At 72.4% G+C, this 19,740-nt stretch carries 17 protein-coding genes; 9 read left to right on the top strand and 8 right to left on the bottom strand.

The window, feature by feature from the left end:
- Positions 1-2 precede the first annotated feature (2 nt).
- Positions 3-581, top strand: coding sequence for an alkaline shock response membrane anchor protein AmaP (gene amaP / locus CG740_RS08240; RefSeq protein ID WP_100574348.1), 579 nt, complete (start codon positions 3-5; stop codon positions 579-581).
- Between the two features lie 696 nt (positions 582-1,277).
- Here the strand turns inward: amaP and CG740_RS08235 are convergent.
- The 6 genes from CG740_RS08235 to CG740_RS08210 form a co-directional block, all read right to left on the bottom strand.
- Positions 1,278-2,033, bottom strand: a complete 756-nt coding sequence (locus CG740_RS08235) for an SDR family oxidoreductase (protein ID WP_100574347.1) — start codon at positions 2,031-2,033, stop codon at positions 1,278-1,280.
- A 5-nt stretch (positions 2,034-2,038) separates the two neighbouring features.
- Positions 2,039-3,847: a glycoside hydrolase family 15 protein gene (locus CG740_RS08230; protein WP_100574346.1), complete on the bottom strand. Its 1,809-nt coding sequence runs from the start codon at positions 3,845-3,847 to the stop codon at positions 2,039-2,041.
- Positions 3,848-3,913: 66 nt separating this feature from the next.
- Entirely contained in the window at positions 3,914-4,708 is a 795-nt protein-coding gene (locus CG740_RS08225) for an SURF1 family cytochrome oxidase biogenesis protein (RefSeq protein WP_100574345.1), read from the bottom strand.
- 85 nt (positions 4,709-4,793) lie between these two features.
- Positions 4,794-5,027 carry a hypothetical protein gene (locus CG740_RS08220; protein WP_100574681.1) on the bottom strand — a complete coding sequence of 78 codons (234 nt, stop codon included), beginning with the start codon at positions 5,025-5,027 and terminating at the stop codon, positions 4,794-4,796.
- A 54-nt stretch (positions 5,028-5,081) separates the two neighbouring features.
- Entirely contained in the window at positions 5,082-6,062 is a 981-nt protein-coding gene (locus tag CG740_RS08215; RefSeq protein ID WP_100574344.1) for a DEDDh family exonuclease, read from the bottom strand.
- Between the two features lie 87 nt (positions 6,063-6,149).
- Positions 6,150-6,842 (bottom strand): TetR/AcrR family transcriptional regulator, encoded by a 693-nt coding sequence (locus CG740_RS08210; protein ID WP_100574343.1) that lies wholly within the window; start codon positions 6,840-6,842, stop codon positions 6,150-6,152.
- Between the two features lie 112 nt (positions 6,843-6,954).
- Between CG740_RS08210 and CG740_RS08205 the strand changes: the two genes are divergently transcribed.
- From CG740_RS08205 to CG740_RS08185, 5 genes are read left to right on the top strand one after another with little or no spacing between them, the layout of a single operon-like run.
- Positions 6,955-7,752 (top strand): acetoacetate decarboxylase family protein, encoded by a 798-nt coding sequence (locus CG740_RS08205; RefSeq protein ID WP_100574342.1) that lies wholly within the window; start codon positions 6,955-6,957, stop codon positions 7,750-7,752.
- Positions 7,753-7,754: 2 nt separating this feature from the next.
- Positions 7,755-8,639 carry an SDR family NAD(P)-dependent oxidoreductase gene (locus CG740_RS08200; protein WP_100574341.1) on the top strand — a complete coding sequence of 295 codons (885 nt, stop codon included), beginning with the start codon at positions 7,755-7,757 and terminating at the stop codon, positions 8,637-8,639.
- A 13-nt stretch (positions 8,640-8,652) separates the two neighbouring features.
- Positions 8,653-9,963 (top strand): amidohydrolase family protein, encoded by a 1,311-nt coding sequence (locus tag CG740_RS08195; RefSeq protein WP_100574340.1) that lies wholly within the window; start codon positions 8,653-8,655, stop codon positions 9,961-9,963.
- A complete protein-coding gene (locus CG740_RS08190; protein ID WP_100574339.1) occupies positions 9,960-11,189 on the top strand; it encodes an amidohydrolase family protein in 1,230 nt (409 codons plus the stop codon). The genes CG740_RS08195 and CG740_RS08190 overlap by 4 nt, the downstream gene beginning before the upstream one ends.
- A gap of 25 nt (positions 11,190-11,214) precedes the next feature.
- Positions 11,215-11,928, top strand: a complete 714-nt coding sequence (locus CG740_RS08185) for a VIT1/CCC1 transporter family protein (protein ID WP_100574338.1) — start codon at positions 11,215-11,217, stop codon at positions 11,926-11,928.
- Between the two features lie 3 nt (positions 11,929-11,931).
- Here the strand turns inward: CG740_RS08185 and CG740_RS08180 are convergent, their stop codons facing one another.
- Positions 11,932-14,985 (bottom strand): NACHT domain-containing protein, encoded by a 3,054-nt coding sequence (locus tag CG740_RS08180; RefSeq protein WP_324901078.1) that lies wholly within the window; start codon positions 14,983-14,985, stop codon positions 11,932-11,934.
- A gap of 178 nt (positions 14,986-15,163) precedes the next feature.
- Here CG740_RS08180 and CG740_RS08175 point away from each other — a divergent pair, with 178 nt between their 5' ends.
- From CG740_RS08175 to CG740_RS08165, 3 genes are read left to right on the top strand one after another with little or no spacing between them, the layout of a single operon-like run.
- On the top strand, positions 15,164-16,129 hold the full coding sequence (locus CG740_RS08175) for a sterol desaturase family protein (RefSeq protein WP_100574337.1): 966 nt from the start codon (positions 15,164-15,166) through the stop codon (positions 16,127-16,129).
- Positions 16,126-16,806 (top strand): lysoplasmalogenase, encoded by a 681-nt coding sequence (locus CG740_RS08170; RefSeq protein ID WP_100574336.1) that lies wholly within the window; start codon positions 16,126-16,128, stop codon positions 16,804-16,806. The genes CG740_RS08175 and CG740_RS08170 overlap by 4 nt, the downstream gene beginning before the upstream one ends.
- Positions 16,807-16,824: 18 nt before the next feature.
- On the top strand, positions 16,825-17,868 hold the full coding sequence (locus CG740_RS08165) for a zinc-dependent alcohol dehydrogenase family protein (RefSeq protein ID WP_100574335.1): 1,044 nt from the start codon (positions 16,825-16,827) through the stop codon (positions 17,866-17,868).
- 70 nt (positions 17,869-17,938) lie between these two features.
- On the opposite strand, the gene CG740_RS08160 is transcribed toward CG740_RS08165, so the two are convergent.
- A complete protein-coding gene (locus CG740_RS08160; RefSeq protein ID WP_100574334.1) occupies positions 17,939-19,480 on the bottom strand; it encodes a S8 family peptidase in 1,542 nt (513 codons plus the stop codon).
- Positions 19,481-19,740: the final 260 nt, after the last annotated feature.

The following is a 19,740-nucleotide window of genomic DNA, read 5'->3' as shown; positions in this document are numbered from 1 at the left end:
CCATGCTGAGGACGGTCAACCGGGTGGTGCTGGGCCTCGTGGGTCTTGTGCTGCTCCTCGTGGGCGGGGCGGTGCTGGCCGTCGGGCTCGGCCTCGGCGTGCCGTCCTGGTGGCCCTGGGGCACCAAGCACGACGTCCTGCTGAGCCGGTCCCGCCGCTTCCACTGGCACGACCAGGGCTGGTGGTGGCCGGCGGTCATCGCCGCCCTCGCGCTGGTCGTGCTGCTCGCCCTGTGGTGGCTGCTCGCCCAGCTGCGCCGGGCCCGGCTCGCCGAGATCCTGGTGGACTCGGGGGACGGGAAGGGGGCTGTGCTGCGGGGGCGGGCGCTGGAGTCCGCCCTGGCGGGCGAGGCGGAGGAGCTGGACGGGGTGGCCCGGGCGCAGGTGGCCCTGACGGGGCGTCGTTCCGCGCCGGCCGCGCGGGTGGCCCTTCTTCTGGAGCCGCACGCGCAGCCCGCGGTGGCACTCGGCCGGCTGGAGTCCGAGTCCCTGGCGCATGCCCGGGACTCGGCGGGGCTGTCCGTGCTCCCTGCGGAGGTTCGTCTCCGCGCCGTCAAACACCGGGCGCACCGCGTGACGTGACCAGGGTCGTGCGGCCGGCCGAGCTCCCCTTGGGGCTCCGCCCCAGACCCCGGAGGCCTTTCCCCACCCCGCCCCTTCCCCCAACCCTCCGGGGGTTGAAGTGACCCTGGGGCTCCGCCCCAGACCCCGTTCGCGCCTTAAGGGCGCTCGTCCTCAAACTCCCCCAAGGCCTTGAGGTCCAGGGGGACCCCCATGACGGGCTGAAATGCCCCGATGCGGGCCCGCACCAATGCTTTCGGGTTCCGGATCACCTACAGGGGCGCGAGCAACCACGCACGGCGGTGCAGCCGGAGACGGGTTTTGGGGGCGCGGGGAACTGCGCGAACGACCCCTACGGTCCGCAGCCGTATGAGGCTTTAGGGGCGCGAGGAACTGCGCGAGCAACCACGCACGGCGGTGCAGCCGGAGACGGGTTTTGGGGCGCGGGGAACTGCGCGAACGGCCCCTACGGTCCGCAGCCGTATGAGGCTTTAGGGGCGCGAGGAACTGCGCGAGCAACCACGCACGGTGGTGCGGCCGGAGACGGGTTTTGGGGGCGCGGGGAACTGCGCGAACGGCCCCTACGGTCCGCAGCCGTATGAGGGTTTAGGGGCGCGGGGAACTGCGCGGACTGGCTCAACGGGCCCCGGTTGTAGGGGGGTGGGGGCGGGGCGCCGCCGCCCCGCGCCCAGCCCCAGCCCCCTGCCCCGGGGCGGGTCAGAAGCCGTGGCGCGCGCCGCCGTCGACCGGCAGCATGACGCCGGTCAGATACGACGCCGCCGGCGAGAGCAGAAACGCGGCGGCGCCCCCGAACTCCTCCGGCGTGCCATAGCGGCGCAGCGGAATGCGGGCCTCGTTCGCCGCCCGCGTCGCCTCCGCGTCACCGGACAGCTCGTCGAGCTGCCGCACCCGGTCCGTGTCGATACGGGACGGCAGCAGGCCCACCACGCGGATGCCGCGCGGCCCGAGCTCGTCCGCCAGCGACTTGGCGAAGCCCGCGAGGCCCGGGCGCAGGCCGTTGGAGATGGTCAGGCCGGGGATCGGCTCGTGGACGGAGCCGGACAGGACGAAGCCGATCACCCCGCCCTCCTCCAGTTCGGCTGCCGCCGCCCGCGCGAGGCGTACCGCGCCGAGGAACACCGACTCGAACGCCGACTGCCACTGCTCGTCGGTGTTGTCCGCGACGAAGCCCGGCGCCGGGCCGCCCACGCTGATCAGCACGCCGTCGAAGCGCCCGAAGTGCTCGCGGGCGGCGGCGATCAGGCGGGCCGCCGCCTCCGGGTCGGCGTTGTCGGAGGTCACCGGGAACGCGCCGGGGCCGAGTTCGGCGGCGGCGTCGGCCAGCGTCTTCTCGTCGCGGCCGGTGATGACGGCCTTCGCGCCGTCCGCGACGAGCGCGCGGGCGGACGCGAGGCCGAGGCCCCGCGAGGCCCCGGTGACGACGTACACACGGTCCTTCAGTCCAAGATCCATGGTGGCTATCCTGCCTCGTTCCCGCAGCCCGGCTCCAGTGCGCAGGCGGTGGCGACCAGGCCGATGTGGCTGAAGGCCTGCGGGAAGTTGCCGAGCTGGCGGTCGGCCGACGGGTCGTACTCCTCGGCGAGCAGCCCGACGTCGTTGCGGAGCGTCAGGAGCCGCTCGAACAGTTCCCGCGCCTCCTTCACCCGGCCGGTCAGGCGCAGCGCGTCCGCCATCCAGAAGGAGCACACCAGGAAGGTGCCCTCGGCGCCGGGCAGCCCGTCCACCGTCGCGGCGTCCGTGGTGTAGCGGCGTACGAAGCCACTGCCGCCGAGCTCGGCGTGGATCGCGTCGACCGTGCCGATCACCCGCGGGTCGTCCGGCGGCAGGAAGCCGACCCGGGGGATGAGCAGGGTCGCCGCGTCCAGCTCCTCGGAGCCGTACGCCTGGGTGAAGGTGTTGCGGACCGGGTCGAAGCCCTTCTCGCACACCTCCTTGTGCACCTCGTCGCGCATCCGGCGCCAGCGCCCGGCGTCCCCGCGCAGCTCCGGGTCGGACTCCAGCGTGCGCACCGCGCGGTCCGCGGCCACCCACGCCATCACCTTGGAGTGCACGAAGTGCCGGCGCGGCCCGCGTACCTCCCACAGGCCCTCGTCCGGCTCGCGCCAGCGCGCCTCCAGGAAGTCGAGCAGGCTGAGCTGGAGGTTCCAGGCGTGGGTCTCGCTCTTGAGGCCCGCCTCGCGCGCCAGATAGAGCGAGTCGATGACCTCTCCGTACACATCGAGCTGGAGCTGCTCGACCGCCGCGTTGCCGATCCGTACCGGCGCCGACCCCAAGTGGCCCTTCAGCCAAGGGAGTTCGACCTCGGGCAGGCGGCGCTCGCCGGACAGGCCGTACATGATCTGGAGGTCGGCCGGATCCCCGGCGACGGCGCGCAGCAGCCAGTTCCGCCACTGCGCGGCCTCCTCCAGATAGCCGGCCGAGAGCAGTGCTTCGAGCGTGAGGGTGGAGTCCCGCAGCCAGCAGTACCGGTAGTCCCAGTTGCGGATGCCGCCGATCTCCTCCGGGAGCGAGGTGGTGGGGGCCGCCACGATGCCGCCGGTGGGGGCGAAGGTGAGCGCCTTGAGCGTGATCAGGGAGCGGATCACGGCGTCCCGGTAGGGCCCCTCGTACTGGCAGCGGGCCGCCCACTCCCGCCAGTCGGCGAGGGACTGCTCCAGGGCCTCGTACGGGTCGATGAGGTCGGGACGGGGCTCGTGCGAGGGGTGCCAGGTGAGGACGAAGGCGACCTTCTCCCCCTCGTGGACCGTGAACGAGGAGCGGGTGCTCATGTCCTGGCCCCACGTTTTGACCTCGGGTTCGCTGCGCAGCCACACCGAGTCGGGGCCCGCGATCGCCACCCGGTGGCCGTCGGAACGCCTTATCCAGGGCACCACGTTGCCGTAGTCGAAGCGCAGCCGGAGCACCGAGCCCATCTCGACGGTGCCGCTGACGCCCTCCACGATGCGCGTGACATCGGGGGCCTTGTCGCGCTGCGGCATGAAGTCGATGACCTTCACCGTGCCGGTGCCGGTCTCCCAGTAGGTCTCCAGGACGAGCGAATCATCCAGATAGGCGCGCCGCTCGCACCGCCCCGAGGGGCCTGCCTCGGCCGGGGCGATCCGCCAGTGGCCGTTGTTGTCGTCGCCGAGCATCGCCGCGAAACAGGCGGCGGAGTCGAAGCGGGGCAGGCAGAGCCAGTCGATGGATCCGTCGAGGCCGACCAGGGCGGCGGTCTGGAGATCGCCGATGAGGGCGTAGTCCTCGATGCGCTGAGTACGTTGGGTCACGCCAAGGCGTGTTCCCGGCCGCGCAAATTGCTAAGCAGAGGAAGATCGCCGGACCACCGTGGACCGCTACGCGGCGGTCACGGGCTCGGGCGCGGCGGCGGGCTCGGCCGCCGCGGCCTCGCGGTCCTGCTTCTCGCGCCGTACGAGGATGAACCAGCCGACCGGAACCGCGGCCGAGAACAGCCACCACTGGACGGCGTACGCCATGTGCGGGCCGATCGAGCTGTCGTCGGGGGCCGGGATCAGCTCGGGGGAGTTGTCGGGCGACTCGGGCGCGGTCTGCTCGATGTAGCCGCCGAGCACCGTGCGGTCGAGCGCCTTGGCCTGCTCGGCGCTGTTGATCAGCATGACCTGGCGGGGCGGCAGGCCCTTGACGTCCTTGATGCCGCTGGCCGCGGTCGTCTGGTCGGCCATCAGACGGCCGGTCACGGTGACCTTGCCGACGGGCGGTGCCGGGATCTTCGGGAAGTCCGTCTGGTTGCCGTTGTCGGCGATCCAGCCCCGGTTGACCATCACGGTGGGGCCGCCGCCGGCCAGGACGAACGGGGTGAGCACGTGGTAGCCGACCCGGCCGTCGGCCGCGGTCCTGCGCCGTACGACGACCTCGTGCGCGGTGTCGTAGCTGCCGGTCGCGGTGACCTGGCGCCAGTAGTCCGCGCGCGGGACGGTGTGGCCGGGGGAGGTGAGGTCGGTCACCGGGACCGGCTCGGCCTTGAGGTTGTCGGCGATCAGCGAGTTCTGGGCGACCTTGTGCTCGTGCCGGTGCAGCTGCCAGAAACCCAGCTCGATCATCGTGGGGATGAGAGCGAGGGCCAGAAGGGTGACGAGCACCCACTGCCGGGACAACAGGAAGCGGTACACCCCATGACCGTACAACTCGGGTCACGGGGTGCGCCGGGTGGGGTGGCGGCGAACCGCCGGGGAAGGGGTCGGCCGGGGAGGGGGGTCAGACCTTGTCGACGATGCCCGCCTTTCCCTCCGCGCGGGCGCAGTGCGCTCCGCAGAACCACGAGCCCTCGACCTCGACCCCCTGGCCGATGATCTGGACCCGGCAGTGTTCACAGATGGGCGCCATGCGGTGGATGGCGCACGAGAAGCAGTCGAAGACATGCACCGCGCCCTGCGCGTGCACCTCGAAGGACATCCCGTAGTCGTTTCCGCAGACCTCGCAACGTGCCATGCGCCACAGGGTGGAGGCTGACCGGCGCACGCGGTGGGCGCCGCGCCCCGGCACTCACCCGTCTGCCGGTGTCACATCCCGCAGCAGCTGGGTGAAGGCCGCCTCGTCGACGACCGGGGTGCCGAAGGACTTCGCCTTGACGGTCTTGGACGTGGCCGAGTCGGGGTCGTTGGTGACGAGCAGGCTGGTGAGCCGCGACACGCTCGTCGCCACGTGCAGGCCCGCCTCGACGGCCCGGTCCTCCAGGAGCTCGCGGTCGACGGAGGTGTCCCCGGAGAACGCCACCCGCATGCCCTGCTTCAGGGGCCGGTCCGGCTCGTAGCGCCCCGGGTTGGGGTACGGGCAGGCGGGGCGCTTGCGCGAGGCCCGCCATGTCCCCGAGCCGCCGCGGTAGGAGGCCTGGTAGCCGATGCGGGGGGTGGCCGGGGTGTCCGTCCACTCGGTGAGCGGCCGGCATTCGAGCAGCGGCAGGCGCACCCCGCCGGCCGCCGCCGCGTGCAGGCTCGGCCGGAACGCCTCGGCCAGCACCCGCGCGTCGTCGAGCGCGTGGTGGGCGCGCTGCTGCACGACGCCGTAGTGCGCGGCGAGCGACTCCAGTTTGTGGTTGGGCAGGGGCAGGGCCAGTTCCTTCGAAAGGGCGATGGTGCACAACCGCTGACGGACCGGCGCGGTGCTCCTGGCCCGTGCGTACTCGCGCGCGATCATCTGCCAGTCGAAGATCGCGTTATGCGCGACCAGGACCCGCCCGTCGAGCCGCGCCGCGAACTCGTCGGCGATCTCCGGGAAGAGCGGGGCGCCTTCGAGCACATCGCTGCTCAGCCCGTGGATCCACACCGGGCCGGGGTCGCGCTCGGGATTGACCAGCGTGTACCAGTGGTCCTCGACATTGCCCTGGGCGTCGAGGCGGTAGACGGCAGCCGAGATTATCCGGTCGTCGCGAGCGAGTCCGGTGGTCTCCACGTCGACGACCGCGTACCCCTGCGGGTAGGCGGCCGGCCACGTCGCTGCTGTCGTCAGGTCGTCGAGCATGGTCACAGAGAATACGGGGCCTCACTGACAGTCCGGGCCGGGGCCGGTCGGACGCCGGGCCCGGCGGTCGCGGTCACCGGCGGTCGGAAGCTGTCAACCTGCCGTGCTGTCAATCCCTTTGGGGTCCTCGGGGGCCGCCCGGTCCGCGCCGCGGAGCGATCGGTCCGGGTCCCCCGGGAGCAGTCCCGCCACGAGCGCCCGTACCGAGTCGGTGAACAGCCGGTCCTGGTCCACCGCCCCCGCCAGCGCGCGTGCGAGCGCCGGGTCCTGTTCGGCCGTGCCGGGGTCCCACAGCTCCTCCTCCGCCGGGCGCTGGACGGGGGCCCGTTCACGGTTGCGCTCGATCAGGACGTGACCGACCACCTGGAACTGGATGGCCCGTACCGCCTGCGCCGCGCGGGCGCCGCGCAGGCCCGCCGCGTGCACCTCGTGGACCAGGGCCTGCTGGGCGGGCAGGAACATCCGGTCGGTCAGACCGCGTTCGTGCACCATCGCGATCAGGTGCGGGCGCGCACGCAGCTCGCGGCGCAGGGCGCGGGCCACCGAGAGCACGCGTGCCGCCGGGGTGCGCCCGTGCGGCCGGATCTCGCCCAGCTCCGCGACGGTCCGCTCGACGAGCGCGTCCAGGAGCGACTCGCGGTTGCCGACATGCCAGTAGATCGAGGTGACCGCGGTGCCGAGCTCGGCGGCGAGCCCCCGCATCGTGAGGGCGGCCGGCCCGTGCTGCCTGACCAGGGATCCGGCCGCGATCAGGACCTCCTCGCGGGTGAGTGACGTACGCGCCATATCTGATGCTCCATCAATTCAGGTGGGTGCACGGCTCTTTACCCTTCATCGCGCTCGGTGTAACTGTGTTACAGACCCCCGGAAGAGAACAGCCTGCGAAGGGTGGTACGACATGGCACGCGTACGGTACGGGGCGCGCACCGAGGCCGAGATCCAGGCCGCGCGCACCGCGAGCGCCAAGCTCCCGGACATCTGGTCGACCGGTGTGGTGGCGGTCTGGGAGAGCGACCCCGACGCGGTCGCGGCCGTCCTGCCGCCGCCGCTCAAGCCCGCCGAACGCCCGCTGGTGCGGGCCAACATCAGCAAGGTCGACCTGCCCGGCTATCCGCTCGGCGCGGGCTCGGTGGCGGTCGCCGCCGTGCACGACGGGCAGGAGGGCTGGTATCCGCTGGTCATGCCGATGACCCACGAGCGGGCCCTGATCGGCGGGCGCGAGGTGTTCGGCGAGCCGAAGAAGCTCGGCGAGGTGGACGTCGAGCGCGACGGCCTGGTCGTGCGGGCCTCGCTCGCCCGGCACGGCATCGCGTTCGTCGAGGTGCGGGGCGCTGTCGACGGGCCGCTGCCGCTGCCCGAGCCGACGCGCAAGACCGACTTCTACTTCAAGTTCCTGCCGGCCGTCGACGGCGCGGGCTTCGACGCCGACCCCGTCCTCGTCCACTGCGTACGCAACGAGAAGGTGCGCAAACTGGAGAAGATCACCGGCGATGTGGTGCTGCGCGAGTCGATGTACGACCCCGTCGCCGACCTGCCGGTGCGCCGCCTGGTGGAGATCACCATCGGCGAGAAGACCACCGACCAGAAGGGCACGGTGGCCGAACGGGTCAGCGCCCAGGCCCTGTTGCCCTACATCCACCAGCGCTACGACGACCCCCAGCAGATCCTCGACGGGCCGCCCGAGGGGAGCGTCTGACCATGGAGCTCGGGCAGGGGCAGGTCGCCGTGGTCACCGGCGCGGCGAGCGGGATCGGGCTCGCGATGGCCCGGCGGTTCGCCGCCGAGGGGCTGAAGGTCGTCCTCGCCGACGTCGAGGAGGGCGCCCTGGAGAAGGCGGCGGGGCAGCTGCGCGAGGACGGGGCCGAGGTGCTGGCCCGGACCGTCGACGTCAGCGAGCGGGACTCGGTGCTCGCGCTGGCGGACGCCGCGTACGAGCGCTTCGGGGCGGTGCACGTGCTGTGCAACAACGCCGGGGTCGGCTCGGGCGCCGAGGGCCGGATGTGGGAGCACGAGGCCAACGACTGGAAGTGGGCCTTCGCGGTCAATGTGTGGGGCGTCTTCCACGGCATCCAGGCCTTCGTGCCCCGGATGATCGCGGGCGGCGGGCCCGGCCGGATCGTCAACACCTCCTCCGGCGACGGCGGCATCGCCCCGCTGCCGACCGCCTCCGTGTACGCCGTCACCAAGTCGGCCGTCGTGACCATGACCGAGTCCCTGTACGCCCACCTGAAGGCGGAGGGCGTCCCGATCGGCGCCTCGGTGCTCTTCCCCGGGCCGCACATGCTGCGCACCGGCCTGTGGGAGTCGCACCGCAACCGGCCCGAGCGCTTCGCCAAGGAGCGGCCGCGCAAGACCCCCTACCGCAGCCTCGACCAGTGGGAGGCGGCCATGAGGGCGGCCGGCCACGAGATCGAGTTCACCCCGGTCGAGGCCGTGGCGGCCGAGGTCGTCGACGGGATCCGCGCCGACCGGTTCTGGATGCTGCCGGCGAGCGAGCACAGCGACCGGCAGATCAGAGCCCGTTCGCAGTCGATGCTCGACCGGGCGAACCCGGCGTACCTGGAAAGCTTCATTCTGGACTGACGAGGGACGTGCGATGACAGCACAGAACGCAGCACGCGCATCGGCGCAGAACGACCCGTACCTGATCATCTCCTCCGACTGCCACGCCGGGCTCCCCACCGAGGAGTACCGGCCCTACCTGGACGCCCGCTTCCACCGGGAGTTCGACGAGTTCCTCGCGGGGCGCGACCGCCGCCGCGAGGAGATGACCCGGCTCGGCGTACGCAACGAGGCCTTCGCCGACCGCTGGTTCAGCGACAACGAGCAGGGCCTGCGCGGGGGTTGGGACGCGGTGCAGCGCCTCAAGGAACTCGACGGGGACGGAGTGGCCGCCGAGGTCGTCTTCCCCGACGCGGACGCCGTCGACAGCCGCACCGCCGCCCCCTTCGGCGTGGGCCTCGGCCTCTCCGGCGACCAGGACCCCGACCTCGGCATGGCGGGCGCGCAGGCGCACAACCGCTGGCTCGCCGAGTTCGTCGGACAGAACCCCGAACGGCACTGCGGGGTCGCCCTGCTGCCCGTCACGGGCGAGGTCGACCGGGTCGTCGCCGAGATCCACCGGGCCAAGGAGTCCGGGCTCGGCGCCCTCATGATCCCCTCGATGTGGGTGGACCGGGCCCCCTACCACGACCGCCGCTACGACCCCGTCTGGGCGGCCGCCGCCGAGACCGGGATGCCGCTGGTGACCCACTCGGGCGCGGCGCCGCGCCACGAGTACGGCGACCACCTGGGCATCTATGTGTCCGAGGTGACGTGGTGGCCCGCCCGCCCCCTGTGGTTCCTGCTGTGGTCGGGCGTCTTCGAGCGGCATCCCGGCCTCAAGTTCGGTGTGGCGGAGTCCGGTTGCTGGTGGCTGCCGAACCTGCTGTGGTTCATGGACCGCCTCTACCTCGGCGCCCACGGCGGCAAGAAGCTCTCGCCGTTCGCCGAGCTGAAACGGCCGCCGAGCGACTACCTGGACCGGCAGATCTTCATCTGCGCCACCAACACCAAGCGGCGCGAGCTGGCCCAGCGCTACGAGATCGGCGTCGACAACATCCTGTGGGGCTCGGACTTCCCGCACCCGGAGGGGACGTGGCCGAACACCCGTGAGTGGCTGAAGAACACCTTCCACGACATCCCGGTGAGCGAGACCCGGCGGATGCTCGGCCTCGCGGCGGCCGAGGTCTTCGGTTTCGACACCGCGAAGCTGGCGCCGATCGCCCGCCGGATCGGTCCGACACCGGCCGAACTGGGCCAGCCCGACGACCAGTTGACCGTCGAGGCGTCCTGGGCGCGCTCGCGCGAGGTGGGCCGCCACTGGCTGACCGAACACGACTTCCCCGTCCTGGGGGTGGACCGGTGACCGCCGAGCGCTACACCGTCGTCTCGGCGGACTGCCACGCCGGGGCCGACCTCCTGGACTACCGGCCCTACCTGGAGTCGAAGTACCACGACGCCTTCGACGCATGGGCGGCCACCTACGTCAATCCGTACGAGGACCTGATGGCCGACACCGCCGACCGCAACTGGAACTCGGCGCGCCGGCTTGCCGAGTTGGAGGAGGACGGCATCGTCGCGGAGGTCGTCTTCCCCAACACGATCCCGCCGTTCTTCCCCTCCGCCTCCCTCATGGCTCCCGCGCCCACCCGCGAGGAGTTCGAGCAGCGCTGGGCGGGCCTGCGCGCCCACAACCGCTGGCTCGCGGACTTCTGCGCCGAGGCTCCGGGCCGCCGGGCGGGCGTCGCGCAGATCCTCCTGAACGACGTCCAGGAGGCGGTGCGCGAGATCCGCCGGGCCAAGGAGGCGGGCCTGACCGGCGGCATCATGCTGCCGGGCGCCCCGCCGGGCTCCGGAATCCCCGAGCTGTACTCCGGTGCGTACGACCCGATCTGGGCGGTCTGTGCCGAACTCGACGTACCGGTCAACCACCACGGCGGGTCCGCCTCCCCGCCGCTGGGGGAGGAGCCGGCGGCGCGGGCGGTCTTCATGGTGGAGACCACGTGGTTCTCGCACCGGGCGCTGTGGCACCTGATCTTCGGCGGCGCCTTCGACCGCCACCCCTCCCTCAAGCTCGTCCTCACCGAGCAGGGTTCGGGCTGGATCCCGGGCGTCCTGGACATGCTGGACTACTACCACGGGCGTCTGATGGCGGCCGCGACGAAGGCCTCCACGGCCGAGTCCAAGTTCGGCACGGGCCTGGCCGAGTCCATGGGCCGCGGCCCCTCGCAGGTGTGGCGGGACAACTGCTTCGTCGGCGCCAGCTTCATGCGGCCGCACGAGGTGCCGCTGCGGGACCGGATCGGTCTCGACAAGATCATGTGGGGCAGCGACTACCCGCACGACGAGGGCACCACCCCCTTCTCCCGGGAGGGCCTGCGCATCGCCTACGCGGGCCTGCCGAGCGACGAGGTCGCGGCGATGGTCGGCGGCAACGCGGCCCGCGTCTACGGCTTCGACCTCCCCTTCCTGGACGAGGTCGCGGCCCGGGTCGGCCCCACGGTGGCGGAGGTCGCCGAGCCGCTGAAGGAGATCCCGGCCGAGGCGTCCAGCCCGGCGTTCGCGCTGGGTGGGTCGGTGCGCGTGTGGTGAGGGGCGGGGTGAGACCCTGCCCCGCATGAGCTCAACCGACCAGCACGACGAGGCGCACAGCGGGGCGCTCGGCTCGCGGCTCAACTGGCTGCGGGCCGCGGTCCTCGGCGCCAACGACGGGATCGTCTCCACCGCCGGTCTCGTCGTCGGCGTGGCCGGGGCGACGGACTCCCGCTCGGCCCTCCTGACGGCGGGCCTGGCCGGACTGCTCGCCGGCTCCATGTCCATGGCGGCCGGCGAGTACGTCTCCGTCTCCACCCAGCGGGACTCCGAGAAGGCCGCGCTCGCCCAGGAACGGCGCGAGCTGAAGGAGTCACCCGAGGCCGAACTCGCCGAGCTGACCGGCCTGTTGGCCGACCGCGGCCTCAGTGAGGAGGTGGCCCGCGAGGCGGCGCTCCAGCTCACCGAACGCGATGCGCTGCGCGCCCACGCCAGCGTCGAGCTCGGCATCGACCCCGACGAACTCACCAACCCCTGGCACGCGGCCTGGGCCAGCTTCCTCGCCTTCACGGCGGGCGCGCTGCTCCCCCTCCTCGCGATCGTGCTGCCCCCCGCCGCCGTCCGCCTCTACGTGACGGTCGGCTCGGTCCTGGCCGCACTCGCCCTCACCGGCTGGGGCAGCGCCCGCCTCGGCTCGGCCCCGGCGGGCCGCGCGATCTGGCGGAACGTGGGTGGGGGTGCGGTGGCGATGGGGGTCACCTATGCGGCGGGGGTGCTGCTGGGGGCGGTGGGGGTGTGAGGGTCAGTCCTGTTGCAGGCGTTCGGGCGGGATCTGTTCGGCTCCTCGCACCGGGGTGAGCTGGGTGCGGATGCGGAGTCTGTCCAGCAGGGCGAGTGCGCTGAGATCGACCTGGCCCGTGCAGTTGTAGAAGCTCACATGGCGCAGCTCCGGCAGTTCACGCAGGGCCGCGAGGCCGCCCACCAGGTGGCACCCGCTGAGCTGGAGTGACTTCAGGCCGGAGTGCCGAGTCAGGTCCGACACGTTCAGGTCCGGGTGGTCGAGGACCTGGAGCGACATCAGCTCCTGCGGCACGGGCGTCCGGGCGAGCCCCTTCGCCTGGGTCACGCCCGTGATGGTCAGTGTGTGCAGATGCGGCCATCGTTCGATGCCGTCCAGGCTGATCCCTTCGGACCGGCGGTACAGCCCGAGGACGGCAAGCCCTTCCAGGGGCGGGAGTTCGGCGAGGCTGCGCGTCTCGCCGGGAGTTCCCAGCATCAGGCCCGTCAGACGGCCGAGCCGGGACAGCGGCGCGAGGGACAGACCGGGGCCGAGATTGAGCAGGGACAGGGAACGCATCCCGGGAAGGTCGCAGAGCGGCCCGATGTCCCGGACCTCCCGGCAGGTGTCGAGTCCTACCCGCTCCAGGGCGGGCAGTCGGCTCAGCGGGCTCAGATCGGCGACGGCATTGTTCGACACGAGCACCAGGTGGATGAGGTTCGGGAGGGAGAGCACGTCATCCGCGAGGGGCTGGTCGCCCTCCAGGGTGATCAGCCTCATCCCGTGCAGCCGCCCCAGCTGCGCCCGTTGCTCCTCGGTCCGCACGTTGAGGTAGACGTTGTCCCACCCGGCCGACCTGCCGAGCACTTCGGTCGCGTACCTCGCTGCGTCGAACCTGTCCCAGAAGAGGCTGAGTTGAGCCCGGACCATGGAGCGTTCCTCCGCACCGAACCCCTTCAGGACCTCCAGCGCCGCATCTCCGCCGATGATCCCGGCGGTCCGCACGACGGCGGCTGCCTCCCTCTCGTTCAGCTCGCCCGGCCCGGGAAGCAGCTCAAGCACCAGCGGCCCCACCTTGGCCAGGGCCTCCGCCTCGCCCCACGTGCGCGGCGGCATCAACTCCCGCGCCCGCGCCTCCACATCGGCCCGCACCGCGGGGTCGAGTTCCGGCGCGTGCTCAAGGCAGGCCGCGGCCAGCAGGACCAGGCGGTGCCGCAGGCGCGGCGCGTGGTCGGCTCGGCGGAGCAACTGGCGCAACAGCCGGGCCCGTTCGTCGACCCGCGCGTGCCCCACGGCCATCCGCACCACGTCGTCCCACGTGTCGTCGTGCGCGTTGCGTACGAGGACCCCGAAGTCCCGGTCCTCCACCGCCGCCTTCGCGCCCAGGTAGTCCTGGAAGGTGCGGTGCACGAACCCGACCGCGCCCGGGACCGGCTCGCGCAGCAGCCCGCTGCGGATGAGGAGGTGGGCGAAGACCTGGCCGGGCTCGCCCGTCACCTGCGGCATCGCGGCGAGCCACTCCGTCACCATCGCGGCGGCCTCGTCCCGGTCCGCCTCCGCGAGCCCGTTGCGGATCAGCCAGTACGCGAGCCGCTGGAGCAGGGCCGTCTGCTCGTCGCGGGTGAGGGTGACGCCCTCGACGCCGGTGATCTCCCGCTCGGTGTCCCGGCGCACGAGCAGCATGTCCAGCGCCGCGTCGTACAACTCCTTGCGGGCGCGCGGCAGTTGCATGCGGCGGTCCCGGTTCAGGGCGCACAGCAGCGCGCACATCAGCGGGTTGGTGGCGAGCCGCCCCAGATCGCGGCGGGAGGTCACCGCGCTCAGGAGGGCGGCCTCGTAGGCGTCGAGGCGGGCGCGTTCCTCGGGCGACGGGCAGCCGAGCCGCGCCGAGCCGTGCCAGTGCGCCACGAACGCGCGCACGTCCTCCCGCTCCATCGGCAGCAGCGAGTGCGCGACGAACCCCCGGCCCGCCAGCCAGTCCTCCGAGACCGCCGAGGGCCGGGTCGTCACCACGTACCGGGCCCGGGGGAACGCGGTCACCAGGGACTTCAGCCAGGTCTCCGTGCGGGCCCGCAGGCGCAGCGGCACCTCGTCCACGCCGTCCACCAGGACCAGCGCCCGGCCTGCGGACAGGAGGGATTCGGTCCAGCCGGGCGGGGGAGCGAACGGCACCCCGGCAGAGCGCAGGAAGTCCTCCGGCATCGGCAGTGACTCGGCCGCGGTGAACGCCCGCAGGCGCAGTACGAAGGGAACGCACCTGTTCCAGTCGGCCAGTTCGGGGCCGAAGGTCCGGCGGGCGGAGTTCAGCGCCAGCCACTGGATCAGCGTGGACTTGCCCGAGCCCGCCGCGCCGCGCAGGAGCAGCCGGTCGGTGCCGGCCAGTGCCTGCTCCACGCTCACCGTCGCGGCCCCGGTGTCGGGCAGTCCCATCGCCTGACGGGGCTCGCCGCTGACGGTCAGGCTGATGTACGCCGTGTCGAGTGGCCATTCGCTCGCGGAGCGCCCGAGGGTGAGGCCGAACAGTTCGAGCCGGCCGTGCGCCTGGGCCACGTACCGCGCGTACCTCTCCTCGAAGGCGAGGGCGGCCGCCTCGGGGTGCGGGCCCACCCGGTCGCGTACGTCCTCGATCAGCTCCCGTGCCGCGTCCGCCGCCCTGGTCTGCTCGACCGCGGCCCGCGCCGCGAACGCGGGGTGCGCCGTGAGCTGCTCCAGGACATGGGCGCAGCAGAGGGCCAGAAGCTCCTCGTAGAGGGCCTCGCCGGGGCCGGGGTGCGGGCGGCGCAGTTCGGCGGCCAGGCGCTCGGGGGCGAGGCCGAGCGCGAAGAGGCGGTCCGCGTCCAGCGTCCCCGCAGCCGCGAAGGAGTCCCGTACCGCGTCGGCGGCCGCCGTCCGCTCGTGCTCGGGGAGGGTGGCATACGCCTCGTCCAAGCGGTGGCCGAGCACCTTCGCGAGGCGGTCCGGCGAGGCCGGCTTCGGCAGGGGGCGCAGCGGCCCCGTCACCAGGCCCGCGCCCGGCCGGGGGGCCAGGATCGACTTCGCGACCGTCGAGACCACCGTGCTCGCGAGACGTACCACCACAACTTCCAAGCCTGGCACCGCAGTTGCCTCCCCCAGAGCGCACCGGTGCCAGCGATCGTACGCCGCGCCCGCTCGCTCGGATTGGCAGAACTCACCAAAGCCTGCTGACAACGCGTCTCGCATACTTGTCGGTAACAACATCTAGCCGGGGCCGCCGCCCCGCCCCTACGGTGCAGACATGTCGCCGAACCTGCCCGATGTCGTGCTGTGGTCGATACCCGCCTTCGTGCTGCTCACCGTCGTCGAGATGGTCAGCTACCGGCTCCATCCGGACGAGGACGCCGCCGGGTACGAGACGAAGGACGCCGCCACCAGCGTCGGCATGGGGCTCGGCAGCCTGGTCTTCGACGCGTTGTGGAAGATTCCGATCGTCGCCCTCTACACGGCGGTCTACGCCCTCACCCCGCTCGCGATCCCGGTCCTGTGGTGGACCGTGCCGCTGATGCTGCTCGGGCAGGACTTCTTCTACTACTGGTCGCACCGCGGCCACCATGTGATCCGGATCCTGTGGGCCTGTCATGTGGTGCACCACTCCAGCCGCAAGTTCAACCTCACCACCGCGCTGCGCCAGCCCTGGACGAGCTGGACCGTGTGGCCCTTCTACGTGCCGCTCATCGCGCTCGGCGTGCACCCGGCGGTGCTCGCGTTCTGCTCCTCGGCGAACCTCGTCTACCAGTTCTGGGTGCACACCGAGCGGGTCGGGAAGCTGCCCCGGCCCTTCGAGTTCGTCCTCAACACGCCCTCCCACCACCGGGTGCACCACGCCTCGCAGGGCGGCTACCTCGACCGGAACTTCGGCGGCATCCTGATCATCTGGGACCGGATGTTCGGCTCGTTCACCGCCGAGACCGAACGGCCCGTGTTCGGGCTCACCAAGAACATCGCCACCTACAACCCGCTGCGCGTCGCCACCCACGAATACGCCGCCATCGCCCGCGACGTACGCGCCGCCCGCACCTGGCCGGAGCGGGCCGGCCGGATCTTCCGCGGCCCGGGCTGGCAGCCGCGGGCAGTGGTGGCGGCGGCGCTGGCGGCATCAGCGGCGACGGCCACCCCGGCACTCGCCACCGAGCCGGCCACCGCCGACGCGACCGCCACCGAGCCGGTCGCCGGGGGCGCCGCCGTGGCGGAGCGCGCCGTATGACGCGACCGCGCGCGGACGCCGTGCCGCTCGGGCCACCGCTGAGCACGGGCGCGCGGCACCCCGCCGCGGCCGCCCCGCTCCTCCTCGCCTTCGCGGCCGCCGGCGCCCTCGACCTGATCGCGCTGCTCGCCGGGTGGCACCCCGGGCACCTGATCGCCAAGCCGCTCCTCATGCCCCTGCTCGCCGCGCACGTGTACACGCGGGGCGGCCCGCGACTGCTCATCGCCGCGCTGCTGTGCGGCTGGGGCGGCGACGTGTTCCTGCTCTCCGGAGCCGATGCCGCCTTCCTGCTCGGCATGGGCTGCTTCGCCGCCGGGCACGTCTGCTACCTCGTCCTGTTCGGGCGCGGCCGCACCCACCCCGGGCTCGGCGCCGCGTACGGGATCGCACTCCTGGCCACCGTCGCCGCGCTCTGGCCGGACCTGCCCGCCGGGCTGCGGATCCCGGTCGCCGGGTACAGCCTGCTGCTCACCGCGATGGCCTACCGCTCCTCCCGGCTCGGACCGATCGTCGGCCTCGGCGGCGCCCTGTTCCTGCTCTCCGACACCCTCATCGCCACCGGCGTCGCGAACTGGCCGCAGCCGCCCCGCCCCGACTTCTGGATCATGCTGACCTATCTCGGGGCGCAGGCACTTCTCGCACAGGCGTACCGTGAGGAGTCCCGAACCACCCCCTGACCGGCAAGGACCCGTAGCATGCGCGCCACCGTCATCCACGCCCCCCACGACATCCGGGTGGAGGAGGTGCCGGACCCCCGCATCCAGGTGTCCACCGACGCGGTCGTCCGGGTCCTGCGGGCCTGCATCTGCGGCAGTGACCTGTGGGCCTACCGCGGCGAGTCCGCCCGACAGCCCGGCCAGCGCATCGGCCACGAGTTCCTCGGCATCGTCGAGGAGGCGGGCTCCGAGGTGCGCGGACTGCGCAAGGGCGACCTCGTCGTGGCGCCCTTCGTCTGGTCCGACGGCACCTGCGACTTCTGCTCCGAGGGCCTGACCACCTCCTGCCCGCAGGGCGGGTTCTGGGGCTCGGTCGGCTCCGACGGCGGCCAGGGCGAAGCCGTCCGCGTGCCGTTCGCCGACGGCACCCTCGTCAAGCTCCCCGCCGAAGCCGCCTCCGACGACCGCCTGCTCACCGCGCTGCTCGCGCTGTCCGACGTCATGGGCACCGGCCACCACGCGGCCATCGGCGCCGGCGTCAGGACCGGCTCGACCGTCGCCGTCGTCGGGGACGGCGCCGTCGGCCTGTGCGGGGTGCTCGCCGCCAAGCGGCTCGGCGCGGAGCGGATCATCGCGCTCGGCCGCCACCAGGTCCGTACCGACATCGCGAAGCTCTTCGGCGCCACCGATGTCGTCGCCGAGCGCGGCGAGGCCGCCGTGGCCGCGGTGCGCGAGCTGACCCGCGGCCAGGGCGCGCACGCCGTCATCGAGGCCGTCGGCACCGAGCAGTCCATGCGCACCGCCGTCGACATCACCCGCGACGGCGGCGCCATCGGCTACGTCGGCGTCCCGCACGGCAGCGGCACCGGGCTCGACCTCGGCGTCATGTTCGACCGCAACATCGCGCTGCGCGGCGGCGTCGCCCCCGTGCGCACCTACATCCCCGAGCTGCTCGCCGACGTCCTCGACGGCACCATCGACCCGTCCCCGGTCTTCGACCGCACGGTCGGCATCGAGGGCGTGCCCGACGGCTACCGGGCGATGGACGACCGCACCGCTCTCAAGGTCCTCGTCAAGCCGTAACGGGCCACAGCACACCGAAGGGGGCCGTCCGCGATGCGGGCGGCCCCCTTCAACTGCCTTGATCCACTTGTTACTGCACGGCGTTGAGGGCGTTGGTGATGCCCGCCCCGTAGAAGCCGTTGTAGAACCTGCCGCCCTGGCAGACCGCGTCCGCCTTCCCGTCACCGTTGATGTCGTACGGCGTGGTGCACGGGGTCCGGTCCGCCTGGAGCGCGAGCAGCGCCTTGATCTGGAACGCCGACGCATGCGGGTGCGTCGACTTCAACAGGGCCGCCACGCCCACCACATGGGGCGTCGCCATGGACGTTCCGGCCATGTACGCCCACGTGCCGCCGGGCACCGGCCCGAGGATGAGACCGCTGGTGGCCGGGGCCTGCGGCGGCTGGTACGCGGTCGAGTCGCCGCCCGGGGCGGCGATGTCGATGACCCCGAGCCCGTAGTTGGAGAACGACGACTTGATGCCCTTGGCGCCGGTCGACGCGACCGTTACCACACCCGGCAGCTGGGTCGGGATGTCCAGGCACTGGTGCGGGTCGATCACCCGGCTGCCCGGGGTGGTGTCGTTGGGGCTCGCGGGGTCGGTGATCGAGTCGGACGCGAAGTCGTAGTTCTCGTTGCCGGCCGCGGCCACGTTCACCGTGCCCTTGGACTCGGCGTACTTCGAGGCCCGGGTGATCGCCTCGATCAGTGCCTTCTGGTCGGGGTCGTTCTTGCAGTTGAAGTACCACGGGTCGGTGTAATAGCTGTTGTTCGTCACGTCGATGTGGTGCTCGGCCGCCCACATGAAGCCGCAGACCACGGCCTCGGTGTAGAAGAAGCTGCCGCCCTGCGTGGACACCTTGATGGCCGCGACCTTCACCCCGGGCGCCACCCCGGTGATGCCCACGCCGTTCTTGGCGCCCGCGATCTCGCCCGCGACATGGGTGCCGTGCGGGGAGCCGCCGGTGGTGAACGGGCGCCAGGCGCCGTCCGTGGTGTCCGGCTTGCCGGTGATGCAGCTGACCGACTTGGCCCGGTCGAAGTTGGGCGCGATGTCGGGGTGGGTGTCGTCCACGCCCGTGTCGATCACGCCGACCGTGACCTTGGAGCTGCCCAGCGTCTTCTCGTGCGCCTTGTCCGCCTTGATCGCCTTCAGGTCCCACTGGAGCGGCTCCAGCGGATCCTCGCCCGGCGCCGCCTTGGCGGAGGCGGCCTTGAGGTCCTCGGCGGTGAGGTGCTTCGGGCTGCCCACATCGGTGGTGGACTGCGCGGGCAGTGGCGCGGTGCGGGTCGCGCCCGCCGAGTCGACGCCCCGCACCGTGCGGATCGTCTTGGCGAAGTCCGGGTTCGCGGAGTGCACGACGAGCACGCCTATCCGGTCGTACGCCTGGAGCACCGAGCCGCCCGCCTGCGCCACGGCTCTCTGGACCCGGGCCGAATTCCCCTGCCCGGGGCGGACGTTGACGATGTAGCTCAGCTCGGGACCGGCGGTCGCCGCCGCCTTCGCGGGGGTGGCTCCGGCAGCGGTGGGGGCGGCCGAAGCGGTGCCGGGGAGCAGCGCGAGCGCGACGGCGGTGGCCAGGCCCGCCGAGGCCGCGACGCCGCGGCGCGTACGGGAGATGTGCAACGGCATGGGGTCTCCATGGGGTTGGCGGAACTCTCGGTACGTAACGGAAGGAGGAAACGGAAGGAGGAGCAGTGAAGCTATCGCCGATCAACTCGGCGGATCAACGCCTTCCGCCGAGTTCGCGCGGAAAGTCACGCGGTTCGCGCCAGGGGGAGCACGGAACGCGCCACGCGCCCGTCCGGGATCCGCCAAGGAGAAAAACGGCCGGACTGAACCGAGACGGCCCGCGCCCCGTGCCGTTGTCAGGGGGACCGCATCCCATCCCC

The organism is Streptomyces sp. CB01201, from assembly GCF_002803085.1.
Classification (GTDB): Bacteria; Actinomycetota; Actinomycetes; order Streptomycetales; family Streptomycetaceae; genus Streptomyces; species Streptomyces hundungensis.
The sequence above is the reverse complement of the archived record's forward strand: the minus strand, read 5'-3'. Positions and strand labels throughout refer to the sequence as shown.